The following is a 21083-nucleotide window of genomic DNA, read 5'->3' on the forward strand; positions in this document are numbered from 1 at the left end:
TATATAAAGGAAATCACCATGCGTAGTGCTATTCATAACAGCTTTGGCAAACCTTCTGACGTATTGAGCGTTGGCGACAGCCCCATGCCGCAGCCAGCTGCCAACGAAGTCCGCATCAAAACCATCCTCTCCCCTATACACAACCATGACTTGCTAACGGTAAGTGGTCAATATGGCTATAAGCCTGAGATGCCAGCCATCGGTGGTAGTGAAGCGCTAGGTATTATCGATGCCGTGGGTGATGACGTCACAGATCTAAGCGTCGGCCAACGTGTGGCGTGCGCTAGTGTGCATGAGACGTGGGCAGAGTATTTTGTCGCTCCTGCCAGCATGGTATTTAACATGCCTGATAGCATCGAAGACGAGTTGGCTGCCCAGCTGATCGCTATGCCGCTATCTGCCCTAATGCTATTAGAATTTTTGGAAGTAGATAAAGGTCAATGGATTATTCATAACGCGGCAAACGGCGCAGTGGGTAAAACGCTTGCGATGCTCGCAGCAGCACGCGGTGTGAATACGATCAATCTCGTACGTAGTAAAGACGCGATAGAAGAGTTGACCTCACTCGGCATCAAAAACAATGTCGTCACTGCTGATGATGACTGGAAAGACCAAGTTCGCGCTATCATTGGTGATGACAAAATTACAGCAGCCGTCGATTCAGTCGGTGGTGAGTCGAGCAATGAGCTACTATCATTACTTGGCAGCAAAGGCACGCTGGTCTCGTTTGGTATCATGTCAGGCAAGCCAATGGCATTAGATGCTGGTAGCTTGATCTTTAAGCAAGCGACTGTCAAAGGATTCTGGGGCAGCAAAACCAGCCAAGAAATGGATCTAGACAACAAACAACGCCTGATCACTGAATTGCTAGAACGCGCATCGAATGGCGATTTGAAGCTACCGATCGAAGCTATCTATAGTCTAGATGACATCACAACCGCGGTCTCTGGAAAAGTACAATCAAGTAAAAAAGGCAAAGTTATTCTAAAGCCTTAAGCGATACTCTAATCTTGCATTGATTGTCATTGAAGGCATCATAAATATGAAAAGTCCATTTGTATTACTCGTTAGATAATACTATGGGCTTTTTTATTTTAACCATGCTGTTGTCATGATGATTTCAAAGTAATTAGTTTCATCAGCAGTTACCTATCAACCCAAATAATAATATTTAATAAGGATATAGCTATGTCAAACGATACAACATTCAAAGCCTTAGTTGTCGAAGAAACCAGCGATGGCGAATTCAAAAAAAGCATTCAAGAGCGCAAAGTCAGCGACCTGCCAGAGAACGACCTACTCATCGAAGTACACTACTCGTCATTGAACTTTAAAGATGCAATGTCGGTGTCAGGCAATAAGCGAATCACTAGAGAGTATCCGCATACGCCTGGTATCGATGCAGCGGGCGTGGTCGTTAGTGACAAGTCAGGCACGTTTAGCCCAGGTCAAGAAGTATTGGTATTCGGCTATGATCTTGGTATGAATACCGATGGTGGTCTCGGTCAAATGATCTCTATACCAGCAGATTGGGCGCTGGCGTGCCCAGAGACGCTGACGCTAAAAGAAGCGATGACCTATGGTACCGGCGGCCTAACCGCAGCACTGAGTGTGCAAAAGTTAGAGAAAATGGGTGCAAAACCCAGTGATGGCCCAGTCGCTGTGACTGGTGCAACAGGCGGTGTAGGTACGATCAGTATCGCTATCTTAAAGCAGCTCGGCTATGACGTGATTGCATTCTCAGGTAAGCCAGAGCAAAGCGAACATCTGAAAGAGCTTGGCGCGAGCGAAGTACGTCATCGTGACACCATCAATGAAATCGGTAATAAGCCTGTCGGCCGTGAGCTATGGGCAAACGCCATTGATACTATCGGCGGCGACTATCTATCTAACTTGCTCAAACAAACCAAGGCGGGCGGCGCAGTGACGAGCTGTGGTCTAGCGGGTGGTGCTGAGTTTTCGATGTCGGTGATTCCTTTTATCACCCGCGCGGTGTCGCTATTGGGTATCGACTCGGTTTATATCCCATTGGCTGATAAAGAAGCCATCTGGAAACGTGTCGCTACCGATATGAAGCTGCCTAATCTTGAGAGCTATGGTGAAGAGATTACGTTAGAGCAAACGCCAGAATACCTAGATCGCTTTATGTCTAGCAAAGTGGTTGGGCGTTATGTGGTGAATGTGCGGGGGTAGGATTTAGGTTTTTAACAGCTAAACTTTGCAAGCCGTAACGGTGCTCTTTACTTTGGAGAGCACCGCTATTTTTTTAGATTCACATCATAGGCTTTTATAAACTCCAAAACTTACAATTAAAGGCAAGAAACAGAACAACTGTTATCAACTATAGTAAACTCTATTAGCTTAATAAAAAAATAGGGAAGCCATAGTGTTTAAAATAGGAAAAATCTATAACCGTCGTTCTGATATACACGGTATATATAAAGGGCAACAATATGGTGGCATAGCAACGCCTGCCGAGCATCCCTATATATTTATTTTTACCGGCGATGCTGGCGGCGAATATGGCTATATTGATGATTTTGACCCTAACGGCACCTTTAAATATACGGGTGAAGGCCAAGAAGGTGACATGAAAATGACCAAAGGTAATTTGGCAATTCATGATCATCAAAAAAACAATAAAGAAATTCTACTTTTCGAATCAACATCACGAGGCTTTGTACGGTTTTTAGGGTATTGTAATTACGTTTTTCATCATATGGAAGAACGGCCAGATAGAAATGGTGAGCTTCGTGTCGCTATCATTTTTCATCTAGATATGGTTAATACTAAAAATATTGATACAACTCAAACCCTGCCATCTAAAGTAGTTAAAGCCCCTAAAGCCGTTTATATCATTAAGCCTAGTAAAGGTAAATCATTACAGCAATTACGAGAAATTGCCTTAAGTTCAACACCAACCCACGCAAGCACTCAAGAAAAAATTCAGTCTATTCAAAACCGTAGTACAGCAATTAAGCTGTATGCTAAAAAAAGAGCTAATGGTTTATGCGAGGGATGTAATGAGACAGCGCCATTTGAAACTAAATCTGGACCTTATCTGGAAGTTCATCATCTAACTAGATTGGCAGATGGTGGTGCGGACTTACCTCAAAACGTTATTGCGTTATGTCCTACCTGTCATCGAAAAGCTCACTACTCTTTAGGCCATTTAGAATTTAATAATAAGTTAATAAACAAAGTTGCTGCTATCGAAGCAAAACTTATCGAGTAAAACTTTTATGTTTAAAACAAAAAACACCCAACTAAGTTGAGTGTTTTAACTAAAGAGAAGTGCCGCTAAATCAAATTATTTTTTCTTCTTTTTCTCAGCACGTTTTTTCTCAATCAGGGTTTGAGCGGTAGTATTTTCTTCCCACCAATCGCCCATATCTTGCCAGTAGAGATAAGCCTGCTCTTTACCACCAATTTCGATACCATAACTATTGATACCCATACCGCGTGGTCTAGGATGACGCTTTTTAAGAATTTCATGCGCCACTTCAGGCAAGTTATCTTTTGCGATATCCCACTCTTTTTCAGCCTTATCTAATTTATCTTGATAACAGTAAGCCAGCACCTTACCGAAAGCGATATTTGCAAGCATATCCTCTGGATAGTTGTCGCAAATTCGAATTATTTTCTGATACTCTTCGGTAAACATGTACCATTCTATCAGCGCTTCACGCATACCTAGGTTGTCATTAGGGCAAACTTGTAGCAGCCTTTCTCCCTGCTCGCAGGCTTCATCAAAGCTCATATTGTCAGCATAGACATTTGCCAGCTGAAACAGCGCTCGCAAAAAGGGACGGTTCTCCATGATGCCCCATGGCAGCTTACTTTTTTGCCAATTAAAGTTTTTGGGGAAATACTCTAAGTATAGGCGCATACATTCGCGGCTACTCAATAGTGCTAAAAAGCTGTCATCATGCTGCTCACACAAAAATGCTAAGTTAAAGTAAGCATCAGGGTCATTCATATTCTCTAATACTAAAAACTGAGCAATATCACGAGCCACTTCATAACCTTCTTTCTCCAGCGTCATCTGTATCACTTGGAATGAGGTTGGCGGCTGCTCATCAAAGTCTTGCACAATTTCATGCTGAAATTTGGTCATGACTTCATTCATAATATCGTTGATATCACGACCTCTTTTTACCTCGGCATCTACAAAGGCTTTTATTTTAAGATTAAGCGCTCTACCAGCGCCAAGCGCATTTGATCTATTGTCAGCCGACTTATCGCTAACGTCATCTTCAAACATCCACTCGTTTTGTCCCACATGAACCAGTTTCATAGTCCATCACTCCTTTGCGTTGATATTACAATCATAGCATATGAATAATTATTCCCACTCAATCGTTGCAGGCGGCTTACTCGAAACATCATAAGTCACGCGTGATACTTCAGCGATTTCATTCATGATGCGGTTCGATACCGTCTCGATCAAATCATACGGCAGATGCGCAAAGCGAGCCGTCATAAAGTCTACGGTTTCAACCGCACGTAGCGCGATTACCCATGCATATCGGCGACCATCACCGACCACACCGACAGATTTTATTGGTTGGAATACGGCAAATGCTTGTGCCGTCTTGTCATACCAGCCTGAACGCTCAAGCTCTTGCATAAAGATCGCATCAGCCAAACGCAGAATATCCGCATATTCCTTTTTGACTTCGCCAAGGATACGCACGCCCAAACCTGGACCTGGGAACGGATGACGATAGATCATTTTGGCTGGCAACCCTAGCGTAATACCAAGCTTACGTACTTCGTCTTTGAACAAATCACGTAACGGCTCAATCAGCTTAAATGCCAAATCATCTGGCAAACCGCCTACGTTATGATGGCTCTTAATGACGTGTGCTTTGCCTTGATGCGACTTAGCAGATTCGATCACGTCTGGGTAAATCGTACCCTGTGCTAAGAATTCAACAACTTTACCATCGCTCTGCTCGCTCACTTGACGCGCGCTATCAGCGAATACGTCAATGAAGGTTTTGCCGATGATTTTACGTTTTTTCTCTGGATCAGACTCGCCTGCTAGCGCATCTAAGAACAAATCTTCGGCATCAACACGGATGACTTTTACACCCATGTTTTCTGCAAAGATTTGCATGACTTGGTCGCCTTCGTGCAGACGCAAGAGACCGTTATCAACGAACACACAAGTCAGCTGATCGCCGATTGCTTTGTGCAATAGCGCGGCAACGACTGAGCTATCCACACCGCCCGATAGACCTAGCAATACTTGCTTATCACCGATTTGCTCTTTTAGCTGTGCGATACGCATATCAGCGATATTGTCTGGCGTCCACTCACCAGCACAATCGCAAATCTGATGGACAAAACGACCTAGCAGCGCTTGACCTTGTAGCGTATGTGTCACTTCTGGGTGGAACTGTAGGCCGTAGTATTGCTTGTCGTCATTTGCCATAATCGCGATCGGACAGCTTGGCGTACTAGCGATGATGTCAAAGCCTTCAGGTACTTCGATGACCTTGTCACCATGACTCATCCAAACGTTTAGCTTGGCAGCCGCGCCGTCAGTCTTGCTGTCTTCGATGCCGTCAGTCAGCTGTGAGTGACCATTTACTTCGATAGTCGCTGCACCAAACTCATGAATATCACTGGCATGAACTTGTCCGCCGAAACGATCTGCCATCGCTTGCATACCGTAGCAGATACCTAGTACTGGCACGCCTAGATCAAATACCGCATCGTTGATACGTGGGCTGTTTTCTGCGTGGACGCTCTCAGGGCCGCCTGACAAAATGACGCCTTTTGCGCCAAAATCGATGATGCGCTGAGTGTCGATATCATAAGGGAACATCTCACAAAACACCCCAGAATCGCGCACACGGCGAGCGATTAACTGGCTATATTGCGAGCCAAAATCGAGGATTAAGATGCGATCTTCTTTGATTGCAGGAGTGGCAGCAGCAGTGGTCATAAATCGATATCCATCAATAGATAAATTGGTGCCCTATTTTAACAAGTTTACGACCTCTATTGGCTATTAGATGATGAATTATTCGCGATTATTATTAGGGCGTACCTTCAATTCACTCGATAGTCGTCTAAATAGGCTAAAAATAAGAACAGAAGAGACAGTAAGCCCAATCATAAGCCCAGTGACAAACAGACTATCTGCCTCTCCATTTAGCAAGGACCCGTACTACTTACTGCACTTACTACGTAGCATCACCCAACGCTGCATGCATACGAGTCAACCCTTCTAATAGCAATGCTCTAGGACATGCAACATTAATCCGCATTTTAAGATGCCCTTCCTCACCATATTTGAACCCCGCACTCAACTCAACCTTGGCAGCTCTAAGCGCGTCATATAATGCCTGATCGTCTTGGCTATATGCGGAGCAATCTAGCCAAATTAGGTACGATGCTTCTGGGCGCATGATTTTAATATCAGGCAAATGCTCATTTAAAAACTGCACGGTCAATTCAATATTGGCCTCAATATAACTAAGCGCCTGCTCTAGCCACTCACCGCCATGCTCATAAGCACTACGCATGGCTGTATACGCAAATAGATTCAGCTCGTACTCATCGTTTAACTGCTGCTGCTGACTGATTTTTTTGGTTAGTGCCTTATCTTTAGCGAATATCATAGAGCCTTTGATACCAGCGATGTTAAAGGTTTTGGTCATCGAAGTCAGGCTGACGACGTTGTGCTCATAGCCTTCTGCCAGCGTCAGAAATGGCGTAAATGTATGACCAGTCAAGGTCAAATCTTGATGAATCTCATCACTGACAATCGCCACATTATACTTTTTGCAAATCGCAAGTAGCGCTTCTAGCTCATCAACCGTCCACACGCGCCCGCCAGGGTTATGCGGATTGCAGAGTAGATAAAGCTTAACCTCATGCTCGATGATTTTGGCTTCGATATCAGCCAAGTCCAGATGATATTTACCTTCGACTTCCTTTAATGCAGAGAGTACAAGCTTGCGACCATTTTGCTCAACCTTAGTGATAAAAGGCGTATAGATAGGATCGTTGACCATTACGGTCTCGCCTACCTTGGTAAAAACATTCATCATCAGCGCTAGGCTTGGCACGACACCAGGGGAAAACAAGATATTTTGCTTCTCTAACTGCAAGTCATAACGACTGCCATGCCAGTTAATAATCGAGTTGTATAAGGCATCAGTAGGCTTGGTATAACCCAAGATGCTATGCTGCACGACTTGCTCAACCGCGCTTAATATCGGTGCGGCAGCCTTAAAATCCATGTCCGCCACCCATAGCGCAATTGTGTCATCGCTATAGTGCCACTTGAGTGAGCCGGTATCGCGTCTGTCGATTATTTCATCAAAGTTATATTGCATTGGTACTCTTCTTATTTGGAATAATAATGGTTTGGAACGTCAAAAATACAGCGCAATATATGCATTGTATTATCAATATACGCTACGCTATCCGCTCTAGTAGATTAAGGCGCATTCAATTTTACACAAAAAATTAAAGTGTTTTTAGACCTTAATTATCCATTTATCGGCTTAAATAACCTTCAAAGATATAAAGTGAACATTGTTTTAATAATGATTAAAAATTAATGCTACATTAAGGTTTCGGACTCTATCTATCATAAAGTTATTTGTGCCAGAGTGCGCTGATGTTGCCATGATTATAATCTATCAACATCTACCCAAACTATCTAATAAGCCATCAAGGCTAACAAAAAGGAATGAAGAATGAAAATGGACTTTTTATCGAAATCAGTACTAAAGATTAGTGCGCTCACCTTTGCCATTGCCGCAACTGCTTCTTGCACTGCTATGGCAACAGGAACTGACCATCAGACTGCAAACGCAACTAGCAGCACCGCCATCACTCTCGGCAATGCTGCCACGACTAGCGGCACCAATGATACCGTTGCCATCGGTAGTCAGGCCAATGCAGGATTAAACTCAGCTACTGCCGTCGGCGGTCAAGCTAATGCTGCTGGTCTAGGCTCAACCTCTATCGGTTGGCAATCAAAAGCCACTGCCGAACGTGCGCAAGCTTTTGGTCATCTAGCCAATGCAAGTGGTGTACGCTCTACCGCTGTCGGTGAGGCAGCTATGGCAGGTGGCAATAATGATACAGTTGCTGTCGGGAATAAAGCCAATGCAGGTCTAAATTCAGCAACAGCCGTAGGCGGTGAAGCTAATGCCGCTGGTCTAGGCTCAACCTCTATCGGTTGGCAGTCAAAAGCCACTGCTGAACGTGCACAAGCATTTGGTCATCTAGCCAATGCAAGCGGTATGCGCTCTACCGCTGTCGGTGAGGCAGCTATGGCACAAGGCGCAACTTCGGTCGCAGTCGGTAATAAATCTATGGCAGGCGGCATGAACAGCATCGCTATCGGTAATGAGGCAAAAGCATCTAAAGACAACCAAGTCGTGTTAGGTAACGCTGGGCAAGTGCAGTCTAGTACCGCAGCACAATCAGGTACGGTCAGAATCGTCACGATCGATGACAATGGCACGCTAGGTACGATGATGGTTGACTACTACCAAAAAGCTAAATAATTATAGTTGAGTGGTAAACACTGACGCTGTTGTAGTCAGTCATACTAGATAAAACAAAAAACCTCGCAATTGCGAGGTTTTTTTAGATGGTATGTTCGACTAAATAGGACTTTTATGGAAGTTTAAAAGATAACTCCACATATCGACCTTTTATCTTTTGTGTATGAGCAATAACTCTTAAACTGTATTAGTATTAACGCCCCTTAAATTCAGCTTCACGTCTTTCAACCATCGCTATCACACCTTCTTTCGCATCTTCTGAATGAAACAGCGGCGGCAGATAGCTATGGATATTGGCCAATGCCGTTGCTGCGCCATTACGGCTAGCATCTTGTGCTGACGACAATGCACCTCTCACACCCAAAGGCGCAGCTTTACATATCTCTTGCGCCAGCGTCAATGCTCGCTCGTACTCAGTCCCATTTGCTACTACTTCACTGACCAAATTCATCCTATCGGCCGTTTGCGCATCAAATGCTTTACCAGTGAGTAGATATGGCATGGCTTTTTGCCAACCAGCAGCGGCTACAAAACGTACCGTCGCACCGCCAAACGGCATAATGCCGCGCTGGACTTCCATTTGGGCAAAGTTGCAGTTATCACTAGCGATGACCACGTCGCTATTTAGCATCAGCTCGATAGCCACGGTGAAGCAAGTACCTTTTACCGCGACGACCACGGGTTTGGTACGCAGTTTTCCACTAATACCCCATGGGTCGATTTGATCGTCATTAAACTCAAACACGCCATCGTTTAGCTTGTCTTGTAGCTCTACCAAATCTAGCCCAGCGGTAAAGTGATCTCCATGGGCAAATATCAATACACAACGTAAGTTGTCATCTTGCTCGTAGCGAGTCATGGCGTCAGACAGTTGGGCAATCATATGACTATCAAAGGCGTTGCGTTTGTTGGCACGGTTTAGCCCGACAAGGCAAACATGGCCTTGCGTGTTATAAGTGATGCGGTTTTCTGTGGCGTTACTATCCGTAGTCATGGTTCCATCCTTGTTAAAGTAATTATTTGCATATTTTGCATATAATGAGTGGTTATATAGTCGAATCTCAATAATTTATCGGTAGAGATTGAGCGATAAGTCACCTTTAATATAGACACCCTCGTTCTATAACACAAGCAATAGAGATGACTCGCATAGTGCAAAAACCGATAAAAGTTGACCTCATTTACGATAAGTGCAACTATGTTGCAGGTCTAAATATGGTTCAGAGTATTTTATGGAATTTTGGCACGGTTTTTTGCTTATCACTAGCGTACATCTATTGGCTGCGGCCTCACCTGGCCCTGATTTTGTCTTAGTCTCGCAGCAGACATTAGCAAAAGGCCGACGCACAGGTTTGATTTGTAGTCTCGGTATTACCTTAGGTCTTGCCGTCCATATTATCTATTCTGTATTAGGACTGGCGACTGTCATTGCTCATTCGCAGCCGTTACTGACTACTATTAAATGGTTAGGGGGCGGCTATCTGATTTACTTAGGTTGGCAAGGTATCCAAGCTAAGCCTAAAAAAGCAGCAGACTTAGCAAAGGCAGACCCAGAAGTAAGTTCAAGCGCTCACGTTTCACAGGATGCGCTTACTAGCCAAACCACATCCCCAGCTAAAAACATCTCTACCCAAAAGTTACCTAGCAATAGCGAATCCACCTTTGCTACGTTGCGCCGTGGCTTTTTTTGCAATGTCTTTAATCCAAAAGCGCCTGTCTATTTTGTAGCTATCTTTACTCTTGTATTGTCGCCTGATATACCACTTTGGCAATTGGCTATTTATGGTGTATGGATGATGGTGTTACAGATGGCGTGGTTTAGTACTGTCGTCATGCTACTTTCTATCCCTGCGGTACATCGACGCTTTCAAAGATTTGAGCATTGGATCGACCGTGTATTGGGTACTGCGATGATCGTATTAGGGCTTAACTTGATATTACGTCACCGATAAGCGACCGATAAAGCGCGGATAAACAATTAGCAACCTGCGAAATCTGCTACACTGGTTACTTATATCCATATATCGTAGCCTGACATTATGACAAGTAAGCCCATGACCCGTAACCCTGCAAATAGTAAACACAGAAACAGATCTCCTGCGACCGCGAAAAAACTCGGTCAGCTGCACCCACGTAACCCGCACCAAGGTCGTTACGACTTTGCGGTATTAACTCGTGCCTTACCCGAGCTTGCGGAGCATACCATTACCAATCCTAAAGGTGAGTCGACGATTAACTTCTCGGATCATCAGGCTGTTCGCGTGCTAAATAAAGCACTGTTAGCGAACTATTACGGGGTTAAGTTTTGGGACATTCCTGAAGGCTATCTATGCCCGCCTATTCCTGGACGTGCCGATTATATTCACTATATTGCGGACTTATTGGCGCAAACTACTCACGTAAATGCCGATAACACACCGCCAACGGGTAAAGAGATTCACGCCCTTGATATTGGTACTGGTGCCAGTGCTATCTATCCTATCGTCGGTAGCCAAAGCTATGGCTGGCGCTTTACAGCAAGTGATATTGACCCTATTTCGGTCAATACCGCAGCGCTGATTTGTGAAGCCAATCCAAAACTAAAGAGTGCGGTCAAAGTAAAGCTGCAGCCTGAGCCTAAATTTATCTTTAAAAACATCATTGGTCGTCAAGATTATTTTGACGTCGTGGTTTGTAACCCTCCGTTTCATGCTTCATTAGAAGAAGCGATGGAAGCCAATAGCCGCAAGCAGCACAATTTGCAGCGCCATCGTGGTAAAAATGAAAGCGAGCAAATCAGCCGTAGTTCAACCAAATCAGGCAACGCTGCACAAAACTTAAACTTCGGCGGTCAGCACAAAGAGCTATGGAGTGAAGGTGGCGAGATTACCTTCTTGACCAAGATGGCAAAAGAAAGTCAGAGCTTTGCAGAACACGTCGGCTGGTTCACTACCTTAGTGTCGAAATCTGAAAACGTTAAGCCATTGCAATTATTATTAAAGCAGCTAAACGTCGCTCAAATGCGTATCATCGAGATGAGCCAAGGTCAAAAAAGCACTCGCGTACTAGCTTGGCGCTTTGACACTGACGAAGAATAATCACTAATTAAAATCACTAATTAAAATCACTAAGTAAAATTACTAATTTTAGTTTCACGTGAAACAGAAAAGCACCGTTTTGATATTCAAAGCGGTGCTTTTGTATAAATACTCAGTAAAAAAACTAAATAAATTAGCTAAAAAACATCACTTTTAGACCAATTGCAATAAGCACGATACCGCCCAATGCTTCAGCTTTATCCTCTAGCCATGTGCCTGAGCGACGTCCCAAATAGACCCCGATCCAGCCAAATATAGCAGTTACTACAGCGATAATTAAGCAAGCTAACCACGCATTCAGTGCCAATAAATTCAGCGTAAACCCTGCCGCCATTGCATCAATACTGGTTGCAACCGCTAACGTAAACATAGTGCGGTGATTGATATGTCCATGCTTACTCGTGGCTGTTACTGTATCACTATCAGTGTTAATAGCATCATCATTGACGTCCAGATCATCACTGTCAGTATCTGACTCATCAGCAGTAAACACTTCATAAAGCATTTTCCCACCTAGAGCAATCAATATAGTACCGCCAATCCAAGGTGCAGCAGCGGCCAGCCAACCCAACATTGCCGCACCTAATAAGTATCCAATAAGAGGCATTATCCCCTGAGCGATACCAAAGTAAAGCGCAGCATAAATAGCCAAGCGCAGTACATATTGATGACTATATTTTTGAGCCTTAGCACCCAACCCTATCGACACTGCAAACGCATCCATCGCTAAAGCAATAGCGAGTAAAATTACTTCAATCATTTGATTTCCACAGATTGTAATTATTAGGTAATAGCAACACTAACAAATGAGTTTCACGTGAAACAAAAATACCGCCTTGAATATTAAAGCGGTATTTTTATAAATTGTCAGTAACCAATTTTAAATTTAGATATCTAAGTTCGATACTGTTAGCGCATTCTCTTCAATAAAGATACGACGCGGTTCAACGTGATCACCCATTAAACAGGTAAACATATGGTCAGCAGCGATAGCATCTTCGATCGTAACGCGTAGCATACGACGGTTTTCAGGATCCATCGTTGTATCCCACAGCTGGTCGGCGTTCATCTCACCTAGCCCTTTGTAACGCTGGATAGCTAGACCACGACGCGCATCCAGCATCATTTGTTGCCATAGGTAATCAAAGTCACGTACTGGGATATCTTTCGTTGTGCCCGCACTTGCTTCACGGCGAATAAAGGCATCGCTCTCAAGCAATGTATTCCACTCACTCGATAGACGTAGCAGTTTGCCATACTCACCAGAGTTGATAAAGCTAGCATCTAATAGATAATGGTGTGCCAGTTGATGCACGTATACCGTGACGCGTGGTAGCCACTGTGCCTTGGTAGATAAAGCCTCACTATCTGACGCTTCGCCTTCTGCGGTACCTACTACTGGCGTCATACCCAATAAATCTGCTGCGGCTGCGTCCATATTTTTTGGCTGCGGTGCATGAATATTAACCAATTCAATCTCAGGGCTTAGATCGCTACCGAAGTGATCAAGCTTAGTCTGCATCGCTGTTTTCCAATCCTGCATGGCAGACTCATCATAAGTCATATCAGTGCTAAGTTTTGGCGTATGCGTCAATGCGTCCAAAATTACCGCTGGGAAGCGAATCTGCAAACGCGCTTTGATCAAGTGCGTTTGGTTATAGTCATTAAGCAGTGTCTCAAGCGCTTGACCAGTAATCGCAGGCGCATCGGCACTGATATGTAGCTTGGTATTATCAATCGTTGAAGACAATAGATACGCTTTAAGCGCTTCATCATCTTTTAGGTATAACTCTTGACGACCTTTTTTCACTTTGTATAGCGGTGGCTGAGCAATATATACATAACCACGCTCGATCAATTCAGGTGTTTGACGGAAGAAAAACGTCAATAACAAGGTACGAATATGTGAGCCATCAACGTCGGCATCGGTCATGATAATGATTTTGTGGTAGCGTACTTTATCAGGATTATACTCATCAGGACCAATACCACAACCTAATGCAGTAATCAGGTTACCCACCTCAGCAGATGATAGCATCTTATCAAAACGAGCACGCTCGACGTTCAGAATCTTACCTTTTAATGGCAAAATTGCTTGCGTTTTTCGGCTACGACCTTGTTTAGCTGAGCCACCTGCAGAGTCACCCTCCACAATATATAGTTCAGATAATACTGGATCTTTTTCTTGGCAATCGGCTAACTTACCAGGCAGACCTGCAATATCCAAAGTGGTCTTACGACGCGTCATTTCACGTGCTTTACGAGCTGCATCACGTGCACGCGCTGCATCGATAATCTTGTTAGCAATGGCTTTACCTGCACTTGGATTCTCTAACAGATAGTCATTGAACTTGTCATGCATCGCTGATTCAACAGCAGATTTCACTTCGCTTGATACTAGCTTGTCTTTGGTCTGACTTGAGAATTTTGGATCTGGTACTTTTACAGAGACAATTGCAGTCAACCCTTCACGAGCGTCATCACCCGTTGCGGCTACTTTCTCTTTTTTAAATAAGTTTTCGCGATCCATATAACTGTTTAGGCAACGCGTCAATGCTGAACGGAAACCAGATAAGTGAGTACCACCATCTTTTTGCGGGATATTGTTGGTGAAGCACAGTACTTTTTCGTTATACGTATCTGTCCACTGTAGCGCGACTTCTACGCTGATACCATCATCTTGCTGACTGGTAAAATGGAATACTTCATTGATACCGTCTTTACCAGCATTGATATAGCTAACAAACTCTAGCAAGCCACCTTTATGCTCAAACTCGTGACGCTTATCAATACGCTCATCAGTCAAAACAATACGCACACCAGAGTTCAAAAATGACAGCTCACGTAAGCGTTTTGCCAAGATATCGTACTCAAAGATCGTACCAGTAAACACATCACTGCTAGGATAAAAACGAATTTGGGTACCTGTCTGATCGGTGGCTTCCATCTGTTGGATATCGCTATCAGGTACGCCATCAGTATAAGTCTGATGATAATGATAGCCTTCACGCCAGATATTCATTTCAAGCTTTTGAGACAGAGCGTTAACTACTGATACACCCACACCGTGCAAGCCACCTGACACTTTATAGCTATTGTCATCGAACTTACCGCCTGCATGCAATACGGTCATAATAACCTGTGCCGCTGATACACCTTCTTCTGGATGAATATCGACTGGTACACCGCGACCATTATCCATCACACTGACAGACTCGTCTTCGTGGATGACAATATCAATCTGATCACAGTGACCGGCAAGTGCTTCATCGATAGAGTTATCCACTACCTCAAAGACCATATGATGCAAGCCTGTGCCATCATCGGTATCACCGATATACATACCAGGACGTACACGTACGGCCTCTAACCCACGCAATACGCGAATATCTTTAGAACTATAATCAGAAGGCAATACTTTTGAAACTACATTAGGCACGGCGGCTTCAGTAGCACTGTCGTCTATCAATTGCTCGTGGTCAATAGGTAATGAATCACTCATGTACATTCCTTAATCTAGCCATAATCAGCCATTTACGATTAGCGCACTTATAAAAAGTCTGCTACATAATGGCATCTTAAAATTAACGTCTATTATTCATAATCTAGAGTGCATATGAGCAGCTAAACCACTAACCACCGTTAGCCTTAAAAAAGGCTGCACAGAGATAAAATCAGCAAATTGCTTATTAGTAATAGTCTTTGTTTTTCTAACCATTGTTAAAACTATTGAAATAAATAAAATACATATTTATCAAATACTTATAGATAATTGAAAAATAGAAATCTTTTCTATGATGCTATTAAATAAACTGCTGAGCACAGGACAAAAATAAAGGATCATTTTAACATTTTTTTGCTTCTAAGTCACTGTTTACTGAGAGTTTTAGGGTCTGTGAAAGGTCGTCTTAACATAGTAACTGTTAGGACAAATAGTAGTGGCTAGTGTACTGAATAATGAGAGATAAAAATAGATTGATAATCATCAGGAGTATGAATTAAAAATAAGATATTAATCAGTAAGTGATATCTCACCTTGTTTCACGTGAAACGTGTTCGGTTGTGACCAAAGCTCATTAACTAAAGGTAAAATATCATCTGTCAGACTGGTCATAAATACTTGGCAAGGGAGTTGAGCTAGGGTCGATAGCAGTATTTCTATAGCTCTATCATCTAGTTCTGCAGTGATATCATCTAGAAGCACAACAGGGGTTGCTTTCGATGATAAATCATCATTGAGTGAGTCACTGCTCTCTTCATCGTTTAGCAACAGTGGTAACTGCGATAGGCGCAGTGCAGTAATGAGCAGTTTCTTTTCACCGCGAGACAATACATTTGCTGCCTGCTCTTTTAAAGTCGGTAATTTGGTTTGGATACTATTTGCTGAAGCTGCTGTTCTGTGATCTGTCGTTTGATCGTTTACAGACTCATTAGAACGCCAATGCACATGAATATCAGCACGATGATTGCCTATACGAGTATATCCCAATTGCAAATCCTGCTCTAACCGCTCATTAAGCTGCACATCTAGCGCGACACTGGTGTCATAACCAGCGTTATAGCTCAGGCTCAGTTGCTCAGCGTAAGAAGGCAATAGCTGTAAAATACTCTTGGCAAAATAAGGCTGCCATTCAGTAAATACTTGCTCGCGATAATGATGAATCAAAGCAGCATGGTTACTCAACCCTTTATCCCATGATTTCAGCTCAGAAAGCTGTACTTGGGTTAAATGACGAGTCCTCTTTAGCAAACTATTGCGCTGTTTCAGTAGGCGTTGATAAGCCATCCATTGTGGATGAAACCCTTGTTTCATGTGAAACACTAACCAATCTAGCAGCTGTCGACGGCTCGCACTTCCCTGCTCCAACATATCCATCGTCGATGGATCTATCAGCAATGTAGGTAGCTGCTCTGTCAAGATACTTTGGTTATAAACAGTGGTTTGATTGAGGCGTAAGATGGTCGTAGCATCTGCTTGCTTTTGAATAGCTAAAGTACGACTATCATTGAGCTTAGCATGAACAGTCGTGTTATTTTGATGATGTTGGATATAACGTTTAGGCTGGTGATGACGAAAGCTCTTACCTCTTGATAACAAGAATATAGCTTCAAGCAACGAGGTTTTACCACTGCCATTTGCACCGATAATGATGTTGCAGGCAGCAGGCTCTAAACTAATTTGAGTAAGGTTTCTAAGATGGGATATTTGTAGACGTTCAATCATAGTATCGATAGCCGCCCATTAAAGCCTACTTATTTAGCAGTCAAAAGTTTATTAAAAATCAATACTGAGTATTGAAAACAAAACCCTTTGAAACATACTAGTTCTATTCAATTTTGTTTATTTCCAAAGAAAAACTCACTATATACGCATTGGCATAATGACATACCGATGGAATTCATCATTTAGTTGATTGACCAATACAGAGGCATTCGATTGACTCATATGCATTTGCAAATCGCCTTGGATGACGCCTAATACATCTTGCAGATAAGCAGCATTAAATGACAACTCCATTGGCTCACCTTGATACTTAGCTTGTATCATCTCGACTGCTTCATCCTGCTCAGCATTATTAGCACGTACTTCGACCATACCATCGCTAGCAAAATTAAAGACCACACCACGAGATTTTTCATTACTCAAGATGGCAACACGACGTAGTACGTCCGTCATTTTTTCTTGACTGAATAAAGCCAGCTTGTCAGTATTGCTCGGCATCACACGGCGATAATCAGGGAACTTGCCATCAATCAAACGCGCGGTAAATGTCACCATTAGATCTTGACTAACCTGCCCTGCACTATCTACATCACCAAATGGCAAACTTACTTGTAAAAACTCTCGGCCAAAACTTAGGATAACTGCGTTGTCCTGATCACCCAACATTTTACCAAGCTCAGAAGCTAAACGCTCAAGTTCGATCACTGCCTTACGTGGCAAGATAGCTTGCATATTGAGATCTTCGCTTACATTGATCACACTACGGGCTAAAGCCAATCTATGGCCATCTGTTGCTACCGTTGTCAGTTGCTGCTGTGAAACGTCAAACAACATACCTGTTAAATAATAGCGTACATCTTGAATTGCCATCGCAAACTGCGTTTTGTGAATCAAATTTGTCAGACGATTACGGCTAATGGTCAGAGGTGTGATATTTTCAGGGTTACCCAAGCTCGGATAGTCTTCGCTTGGCAATGTTCCTAATGTAAAACGACTCTTACCACTAGTTAACAAGCAACGCTCATTTACCTGAGTTGCTAGATTAACTTGCGCCTGCGCTGGTAGCGATTTACAAATATCTTTTAGCTTGGTTGCAGGAAGCGTCGTTGTACCTGCTTCAACACAAGCACCAGCAGGCAATTTCAATGTCGATGTCAGCTCTACCTCTAAATCTGACGCTGTTAAGATAAGCTCGGAGTCTGATAGCTGTAGCTTCATATTACCCAATATAACCATATTGTGGCGTTTATCAGCGGCTTTGGCGATCAAGTTGATAGCTTTTAGTAACGATTCTCGATTGATCGATAATTGCATGCTTAGTTACTCTTATTTGAATGATTCTTTTATAAAAATTTGTCGTAATGACTTAATAATACCTTGTCTGCTGACGATAATCTACAAAGCATCTGTGGACTTATATTTTCGATATTATAAACCATCTGTATCTACTAGAATACAACGATATCTGACGCTTTTATCCTGCCTGTAACATCAGAGCTAGGGTTTTATAATCCTTATCAAATGCAGGATCTGCTGCTCTTAACTCATTTACTTTATCGCAAGCGTGCATCACCGTCGTATGGTCGCGTCCACCGAACGACTGACCAATTTCAGGGAAACTATCGCCTGTTAACTCACGCGACAAAGCCATCGCTATTTGACGTGGTCTTGCAATACTACGCGTACGTTTACGCCCCATAATATCTTTAACCGTGACATCATAGTACTCAGCAACTATCTTACGGATGTTATCCATATTCACTGCCTGCACACGCATCGCAACGATGTCTTTTAGCGCATATTGCACCATTTCAAGAGTAATCTGTGCCCCTGTTAAGTTAGCATTGGCAAACACCTGATTTAAAGCACCTTCCAAACGTCTGACATTAGACACCACATTTTGCGCAATGAATAGCGCACATTCCTTTGGTAATACCATCCCGTAGGAGGCTGCTTTTTTCTGCAGAATTTGTACTCGAGTATCAATTTCAGGAGGATCAACAGCGACTGTTAACCCCCAAGAAAACCGTGATCTAAATCGTTCATCAAATTCTGTCATTTGGGAGGGATGTCGATCAGAGGCTAAAATAAGTTGTTTATCACCACTAGTAAAATCTGCAAATAATGTTAGAAACTCATTACTACTTTTAGTCTTTCCTGCCAATACATGAATATCATCTACAATTAACAAATCTACTTTTTTTATTTTCTTTTTAAAATCTTCTATTTTATTATTTCTTAATGAATAAACTAATTGATTTATAAATTTTTCAGAAGTGAAATAATAAAAACTTTGATTATTTTTTAAATAGCGATGAGCTACAGAATGCATTAAATGCGTTTTTCCCAATCCAGAAGGGCCGTATATAAATAAAGGATTGTGACGATTTTTTGATTGGCGCTTACTAAGCTCATAACAGGCCTTGTAAGCCAAGTTATTGGACTTACCTGTAACAAAGGTTTCAAAAGTAAATTCGGGGTTCAGATAGCTTAATGATTTTGTATCAGCAGACTCAACTGGCTCAATATGGCGCATGTTCGCGTCGATGTCTGCTTTTGCGTTGTTATGATGAATAGATTCAAATTTATGTTCGGATGGGGTAGGGGAGACCTCGTCTTCTACAAATAAAGAACCTGATTGACTGTTATCTTCTGCATTACGGCCAGCATTATCAACACGTACGACGACCTCTTCAATACTACCTTGACTGTGTTTGGTCACCAACTGCTGAATATCTTGAAGATGATTCTTCTTGATATACGTCACAAAATAATCATTGGGAGCAAGAATAATTAAAGTTTGTGCTTCTTGATGAGCTGACAGAGGTCTCAGCCACATAGTAAACACGTTGTCTTTGACGTTATAACGCAAATCGTTTAGACATTTATCCCAAATATTTGCTGTGTCTATCATGAAAAGTACTGACCTTGTAATCTGAAATAATAGTTATTTTTTAGCAATATAAATTGCTACCTGAGCCTTGATGTTACACGTAACAACAACTAACCAAAGAGTTCATACTGATATCCTATACGAAGGTGTATATCAAGTAGCGCCTAATTTAACACAGATACCCTGTGGATAAAACCTTGTTTTTTGTGGATAAGACTGTGGACAGTTTTGTGCATAACTTTCACAAGCTAGTTATCCATATTTAACCCACAGTTTATCCACAGGCTTACCCATAGCCTAGAAAATTGATAATAAAAAGAAAAATAGACTTAACCACAGATAATCATGGTCCCAATAATAACAATACTATATTTATATTAATTAATTATTATTATAGTACTTGGGTCTAGCTGTGGATAACTTCGTAAATTATAGAATACATAACTATAAAATTTGGTTAACTAGAAATAGGTTTTTAAGGAAATATCTCTACTAGGTTCGTATGAGTTATTTCCTATTTATAGACAAAGCAAATTAGTTTATTGACCAAAACTATACTGAATGGTATAATCCTCCGTTATTACGAATTTAGTCCATTATTTTGATAGGTGAGTTATGAAACGTACATTCCAACCAAGCGTGATCAAGCGTAAACGTACTCACGGTTTCCGTGCTCGTATGGCAACTAAAAAAGGCCGTCAGGTCTTAGCTCGTCGCCGCGCTAAAGGACGTCATCGCCTTACTGTATAATCAGTAGATTGCGATAAGCATGGCTAACAGTGCTTGTTGTGTTCTTATTGCTTATAGATTGCGATAGTCAATCATCACAACTTACACTTAGCCATATATTAAAAGCGCCCGCATCGGCGCTTTTTTTGTCTCTATAATTTGTTATTATCTTTCCTATCGTTATTCTACTAGGTCGTACTATGTCCAATACTCTATCAGATACACCTGCAGCTAGTTTCACTAAACAGCAACGCCTGCTTACTCCTGCAGCCTTTCGTGAGGTATTTGACGCACCTGAGCGCAAGATTCATCAGAGTCATTTAATGGCTTTTGTACGCGCCAACGAGAATGCACAGCCGCGAGTCGGTATGGCTATTACTAAGCGTAAAGTACCTACTGCTGTCGCTCGTAATCTAATCAAAAGATATGTGCGTGAAGAGTTCCGTACCAAAGCTTTTAAAATGGAAAATAAAGATATTGTTTTTATTGTTAAAAAATCTATTAAAGATATAGATAATAAAGATTTAAAAAACCAAATAATTAATATCTTTAAAAAAATAGAAAAAAAATAAAATGAAAATTTTATTTAAAATAAAAAATATAAATAAAATTTTCTATAA

At 42.2% G+C, this 21083-nt stretch carries 17 protein-coding genes; 8 read left to right on the top strand and 9 right to left on the bottom strand.

Features of this window, described 5'->3' with window-relative positions; genetic code table 11:
• The first annotated feature begins 18 nt into the window (after positions 1–18).
• The 3 genes from CXF69_RS06000 to CXF69_RS06010 all read left to right on the top strand — a co-directional run bounded on the left by CXF69_RS06000 (position 19) and on the right by CXF69_RS06010 (position 3235).
• Positions 19–996 carry a zinc-binding dehydrogenase gene (locus CXF69_RS06000; RefSeq protein WP_102078219.1) on the top strand — a complete coding sequence of 326 codons (978 nt, stop codon included), beginning with the start codon at positions 19–21 and terminating at the stop codon, positions 994–996.
• A gap of 192 nt (positions 997–1188) precedes the next feature.
• Positions 1189–2193, top strand: coding sequence for a YhdH/YhfP family quinone oxidoreductase (locus CXF69_RS06005; RefSeq protein WP_102078220.1), 1005 nt, complete (start codon positions 1189–1191; stop codon positions 2191–2193).
• A 193-nt stretch (positions 2194–2386) separates the two neighbouring features.
• Positions 2387–3235, top strand: a complete 849-nt coding sequence (locus tag CXF69_RS06010) for an HNH endonuclease (RefSeq protein WP_102078221.1) — start codon at positions 2387–2389, stop codon at positions 3233–3235.
• 75 nt (positions 3236–3310) lie between these two features.
• On the opposite strand, the gene CXF69_RS06015 is transcribed toward CXF69_RS06010, so the two are convergent.
• From CXF69_RS06015 to CXF69_RS06025, 3 genes are all read right to left on the bottom strand, one after another.
• Positions 3311–4297: a tetratricopeptide repeat protein gene (locus tag CXF69_RS06015; protein WP_102076599.1), complete on the bottom strand. Its 987-nt coding sequence runs from the start codon at positions 4295–4297 to the stop codon at positions 3311–3313.
• Positions 4298–4345: 48 nt separating this feature from the next.
• Complete coding sequence (guaA, locus tag CXF69_RS06020; protein WP_102078222.1) at positions 4346–5956, bottom strand: glutamine-hydrolyzing GMP synthase; 1611 nt, start codon at positions 5954–5956, stop codon at positions 4346–4348.
• 241 nt (positions 5957–6197) lie between these two features.
• Positions 6198–7355 (bottom strand): MalY/PatB family protein, encoded by a 1158-nt coding sequence (locus tag CXF69_RS06025; protein ID WP_102078223.1) that lies wholly within the window; start codon positions 7353–7355, stop codon positions 6198–6200.
• Between the two features lie 366 nt (positions 7356–7721).
• Between CXF69_RS06025 and CXF69_RS06030 the strand changes: the two genes are divergently transcribed.
• Positions 7722–8540 carry a hypothetical protein gene (locus CXF69_RS06030; protein ID WP_102078224.1) on the top strand — a complete coding sequence of 273 codons (819 nt, stop codon included), beginning with the start codon at positions 7722–7724 and terminating at the stop codon, positions 8538–8540.
• Positions 8541–8733: 193 nt separating this feature from the next.
• On the opposite strand, the gene CXF69_RS06035 is transcribed toward CXF69_RS06030, so the two are convergent.
• A complete protein-coding gene (locus CXF69_RS06035; RefSeq protein ID WP_102078225.1) occupies positions 8734–9534 on the bottom strand; it encodes a crotonase/enoyl-CoA hydratase family protein in 801 nt (266 codons plus the stop codon).
• Between the two features lie 238 nt (positions 9535–9772).
• Between CXF69_RS06035 and CXF69_RS06040 the strand changes: the two genes are divergently transcribed.
• On the top strand, positions 9773–10492 hold the full coding sequence (locus CXF69_RS06040) for a LysE family translocator (protein ID WP_102078226.1): 720 nt from the start codon (positions 9773–9775) through the stop codon (positions 10490–10492).
• A gap of 87 nt (positions 10493–10579) precedes the next feature.
• Positions 10580–11617 (top strand): 23S rRNA (adenine(1618)-N(6))-methyltransferase RlmF, encoded by a 1038-nt coding sequence (gene rlmF, locus CXF69_RS06045; protein WP_102078227.1) that lies wholly within the window; start codon positions 10580–10582, stop codon positions 11615–11617.
• 133 nt (positions 11618–11750) lie between these two features.
• On the opposite strand, the gene CXF69_RS06050 is transcribed toward rlmF, so the two are convergent.
• The 5 genes from CXF69_RS06050 to dnaA all read right to left on the bottom strand — a co-directional run bounded on the left by CXF69_RS06050 (position 11751) and on the right by dnaA (position 19755).
• Positions 11751–12377, bottom strand: a complete 627-nt coding sequence (locus CXF69_RS06050; protein ID WP_102078228.1) for a manganese efflux pump MntP — start codon at positions 12375–12377, stop codon at positions 11751–11753.
• 126 nt (positions 12378–12503) lie between these two features.
• Positions 12504–15119 carry a DNA topoisomerase (ATP-hydrolyzing) subunit B gene (gene gyrB, locus CXF69_RS06055; protein ID WP_102078229.1) on the bottom strand — a complete coding sequence of 872 codons (2616 nt, stop codon included), beginning with the start codon at positions 15117–15119 and terminating at the stop codon, positions 12504–12506.
• Positions 15120–15629: 510 nt separating this feature from the next.
• Positions 15630–16841 (bottom strand): DNA replication/repair protein RecF, encoded by a 1212-nt coding sequence (recF, locus tag CXF69_RS06060; protein ID WP_102078230.1) that lies wholly within the window; start codon positions 16839–16841, stop codon positions 15630–15632.
• Positions 16842–16979: 138 nt separating this feature from the next.
• A complete protein-coding gene (gene dnaN, locus CXF69_RS06065) occupies positions 16980–18155 on the bottom strand; it encodes a DNA polymerase III subunit beta (RefSeq protein WP_102078231.1) in 1176 nt (391 codons plus the stop codon).
• A gap of 160 nt (positions 18156–18315) precedes the next feature.
• Positions 18316–19755 carry a chromosomal replication initiator protein DnaA gene (gene dnaA / locus CXF69_RS06070; protein WP_102078232.1) on the bottom strand — a complete coding sequence of 480 codons (1440 nt, stop codon included), beginning with the start codon at positions 19753–19755 and terminating at the stop codon, positions 18316–18318.
• 594 nt (positions 19756–20349) lie between these two features.
• Here dnaA and rpmH point away from each other — a divergent pair.
• Together rpmH and rnpA are read left to right on the top strand one after the other, a co-directional pair.
• Complete coding sequence (gene rpmH / locus CXF69_RS06075) at positions 20350–20484, top strand: 50S ribosomal protein L34 (RefSeq protein WP_007394757.1); 135 nt, start codon at positions 20350–20352, stop codon at positions 20482–20484.
• A gap of 179 nt (positions 20485–20663) precedes the next feature.
• Complete coding sequence (gene rnpA / locus CXF69_RS06080; RefSeq protein ID WP_102083165.1) at positions 20664–21035, top strand: ribonuclease P protein component; 372 nt, start codon at positions 20664–20666, stop codon at positions 21033–21035.
• Positions 21036–21083 lie beyond the last annotated feature (48 nt).

It is taken from the genome of Psychrobacter sp. Choline-02u-9 (assembly GCF_002836505.1).
Classification (GTDB): Bacteria; Pseudomonadota; Gammaproteobacteria; order Pseudomonadales; family Moraxellaceae; genus Psychrobacter.

What these genes read in the sequence shown, in the direction of transcription:
- CXF69_RS06000 (WP_102078219.1), top strand. Translation starts at nt 19, where the DNA reads ATGCGTAGTGCTATTCATAACAGCTTTGGCAAACCTTCTGACGTATTG.
- CXF69_RS06005 (WP_102078220.1), top strand. Translation starts at nt 1,189, where the DNA reads ATGTCAAACGATACAACATTCAAAGCCTTAGTTGTCGAAGAAACCAGC.
- CXF69_RS06015 (WP_102076599.1), bottom strand. Translation starts at nt 4,297, where the DNA reads ATGAAACTGGTTCATGTGGGACAAAACGAGTGGATGTTTGAAGATGAC.
- guaA (WP_102078222.1), bottom strand. Translation starts at nt 5,956, where the DNA reads ATGACCACTGCTGCTGCCACTCCTGCAATCAAAGAAGATCGCATCTTA.
- CXF69_RS06025 (WP_102078223.1), bottom strand. Translation starts at nt 7,355, where the DNA reads ATGCAATATAACTTTGATGAAATAATCGACAGACGCGATACCGGCTCA.
- CXF69_RS06030 (WP_102078224.1), top strand. Translation starts at nt 7,722, where the DNA reads ATGAAAATGGACTTTTTATCGAAATCAGTACTAAAGATTAGTGCGCTC.
- CXF69_RS06035 (WP_102078225.1), bottom strand. Translation starts at nt 9,534, where the DNA reads ATGACTACGGATAGTAACGCCACAGAAAACCGCATCACTTATAACACG.
- CXF69_RS06040 (WP_102078226.1), top strand. Translation starts at nt 9,773, where the DNA reads ATGGAATTTTGGCACGGTTTTTTGCTTATCACTAGCGTACATCTATTG.
- rlmF (WP_102078227.1), top strand. Translation starts at nt 10,580, where the DNA reads ATGACAAGTAAGCCCATGACCCGTAACCCTGCAAATAGTAAACACAGA.
- CXF69_RS06050 (WP_102078228.1), bottom strand. Translation starts at nt 12,377, where the DNA reads ATGATTGAAGTAATTTTACTCGCTATTGCTTTAGCGATGGATGCGTTT.
- gyrB (WP_102078229.1), bottom strand. Translation starts at nt 15,119, where the DNA reads ATGAGTGATTCATTACCTATTGACCACGAGCAATTGATAGACGACAGT.
- recF (WP_102078230.1), bottom strand. Translation starts at nt 16,841, where the DNA reads ATGATTGAACGTCTACAAATATCCCATCTTAGAAACCTTACTCAAATT.
- dnaN (WP_102078231.1), bottom strand. Translation starts at nt 18,155, where the DNA reads ATGCAATTATCGATCAATCGAGAATCGTTACTAAAAGCTATCAACTTG.
- dnaA (WP_102078232.1), bottom strand. Translation starts at nt 19,755, where the DNA reads ATGATAGACACAGCAAATATTTGGGATAAATGTCTAAACGATTTGCGT.
- rpmH (WP_007394757.1), top strand. Translation starts at nt 20,350, where the DNA reads ATGAAACGTACATTCCAACCAAGCGTGATCAAGCGTAAACGTACTCAC.
- rnpA (WP_102083165.1), top strand. Translation starts at nt 20,664, where the DNA reads ATGTCCAATACTCTATCAGATACACCTGCAGCTAGTTTCACTAAACAG.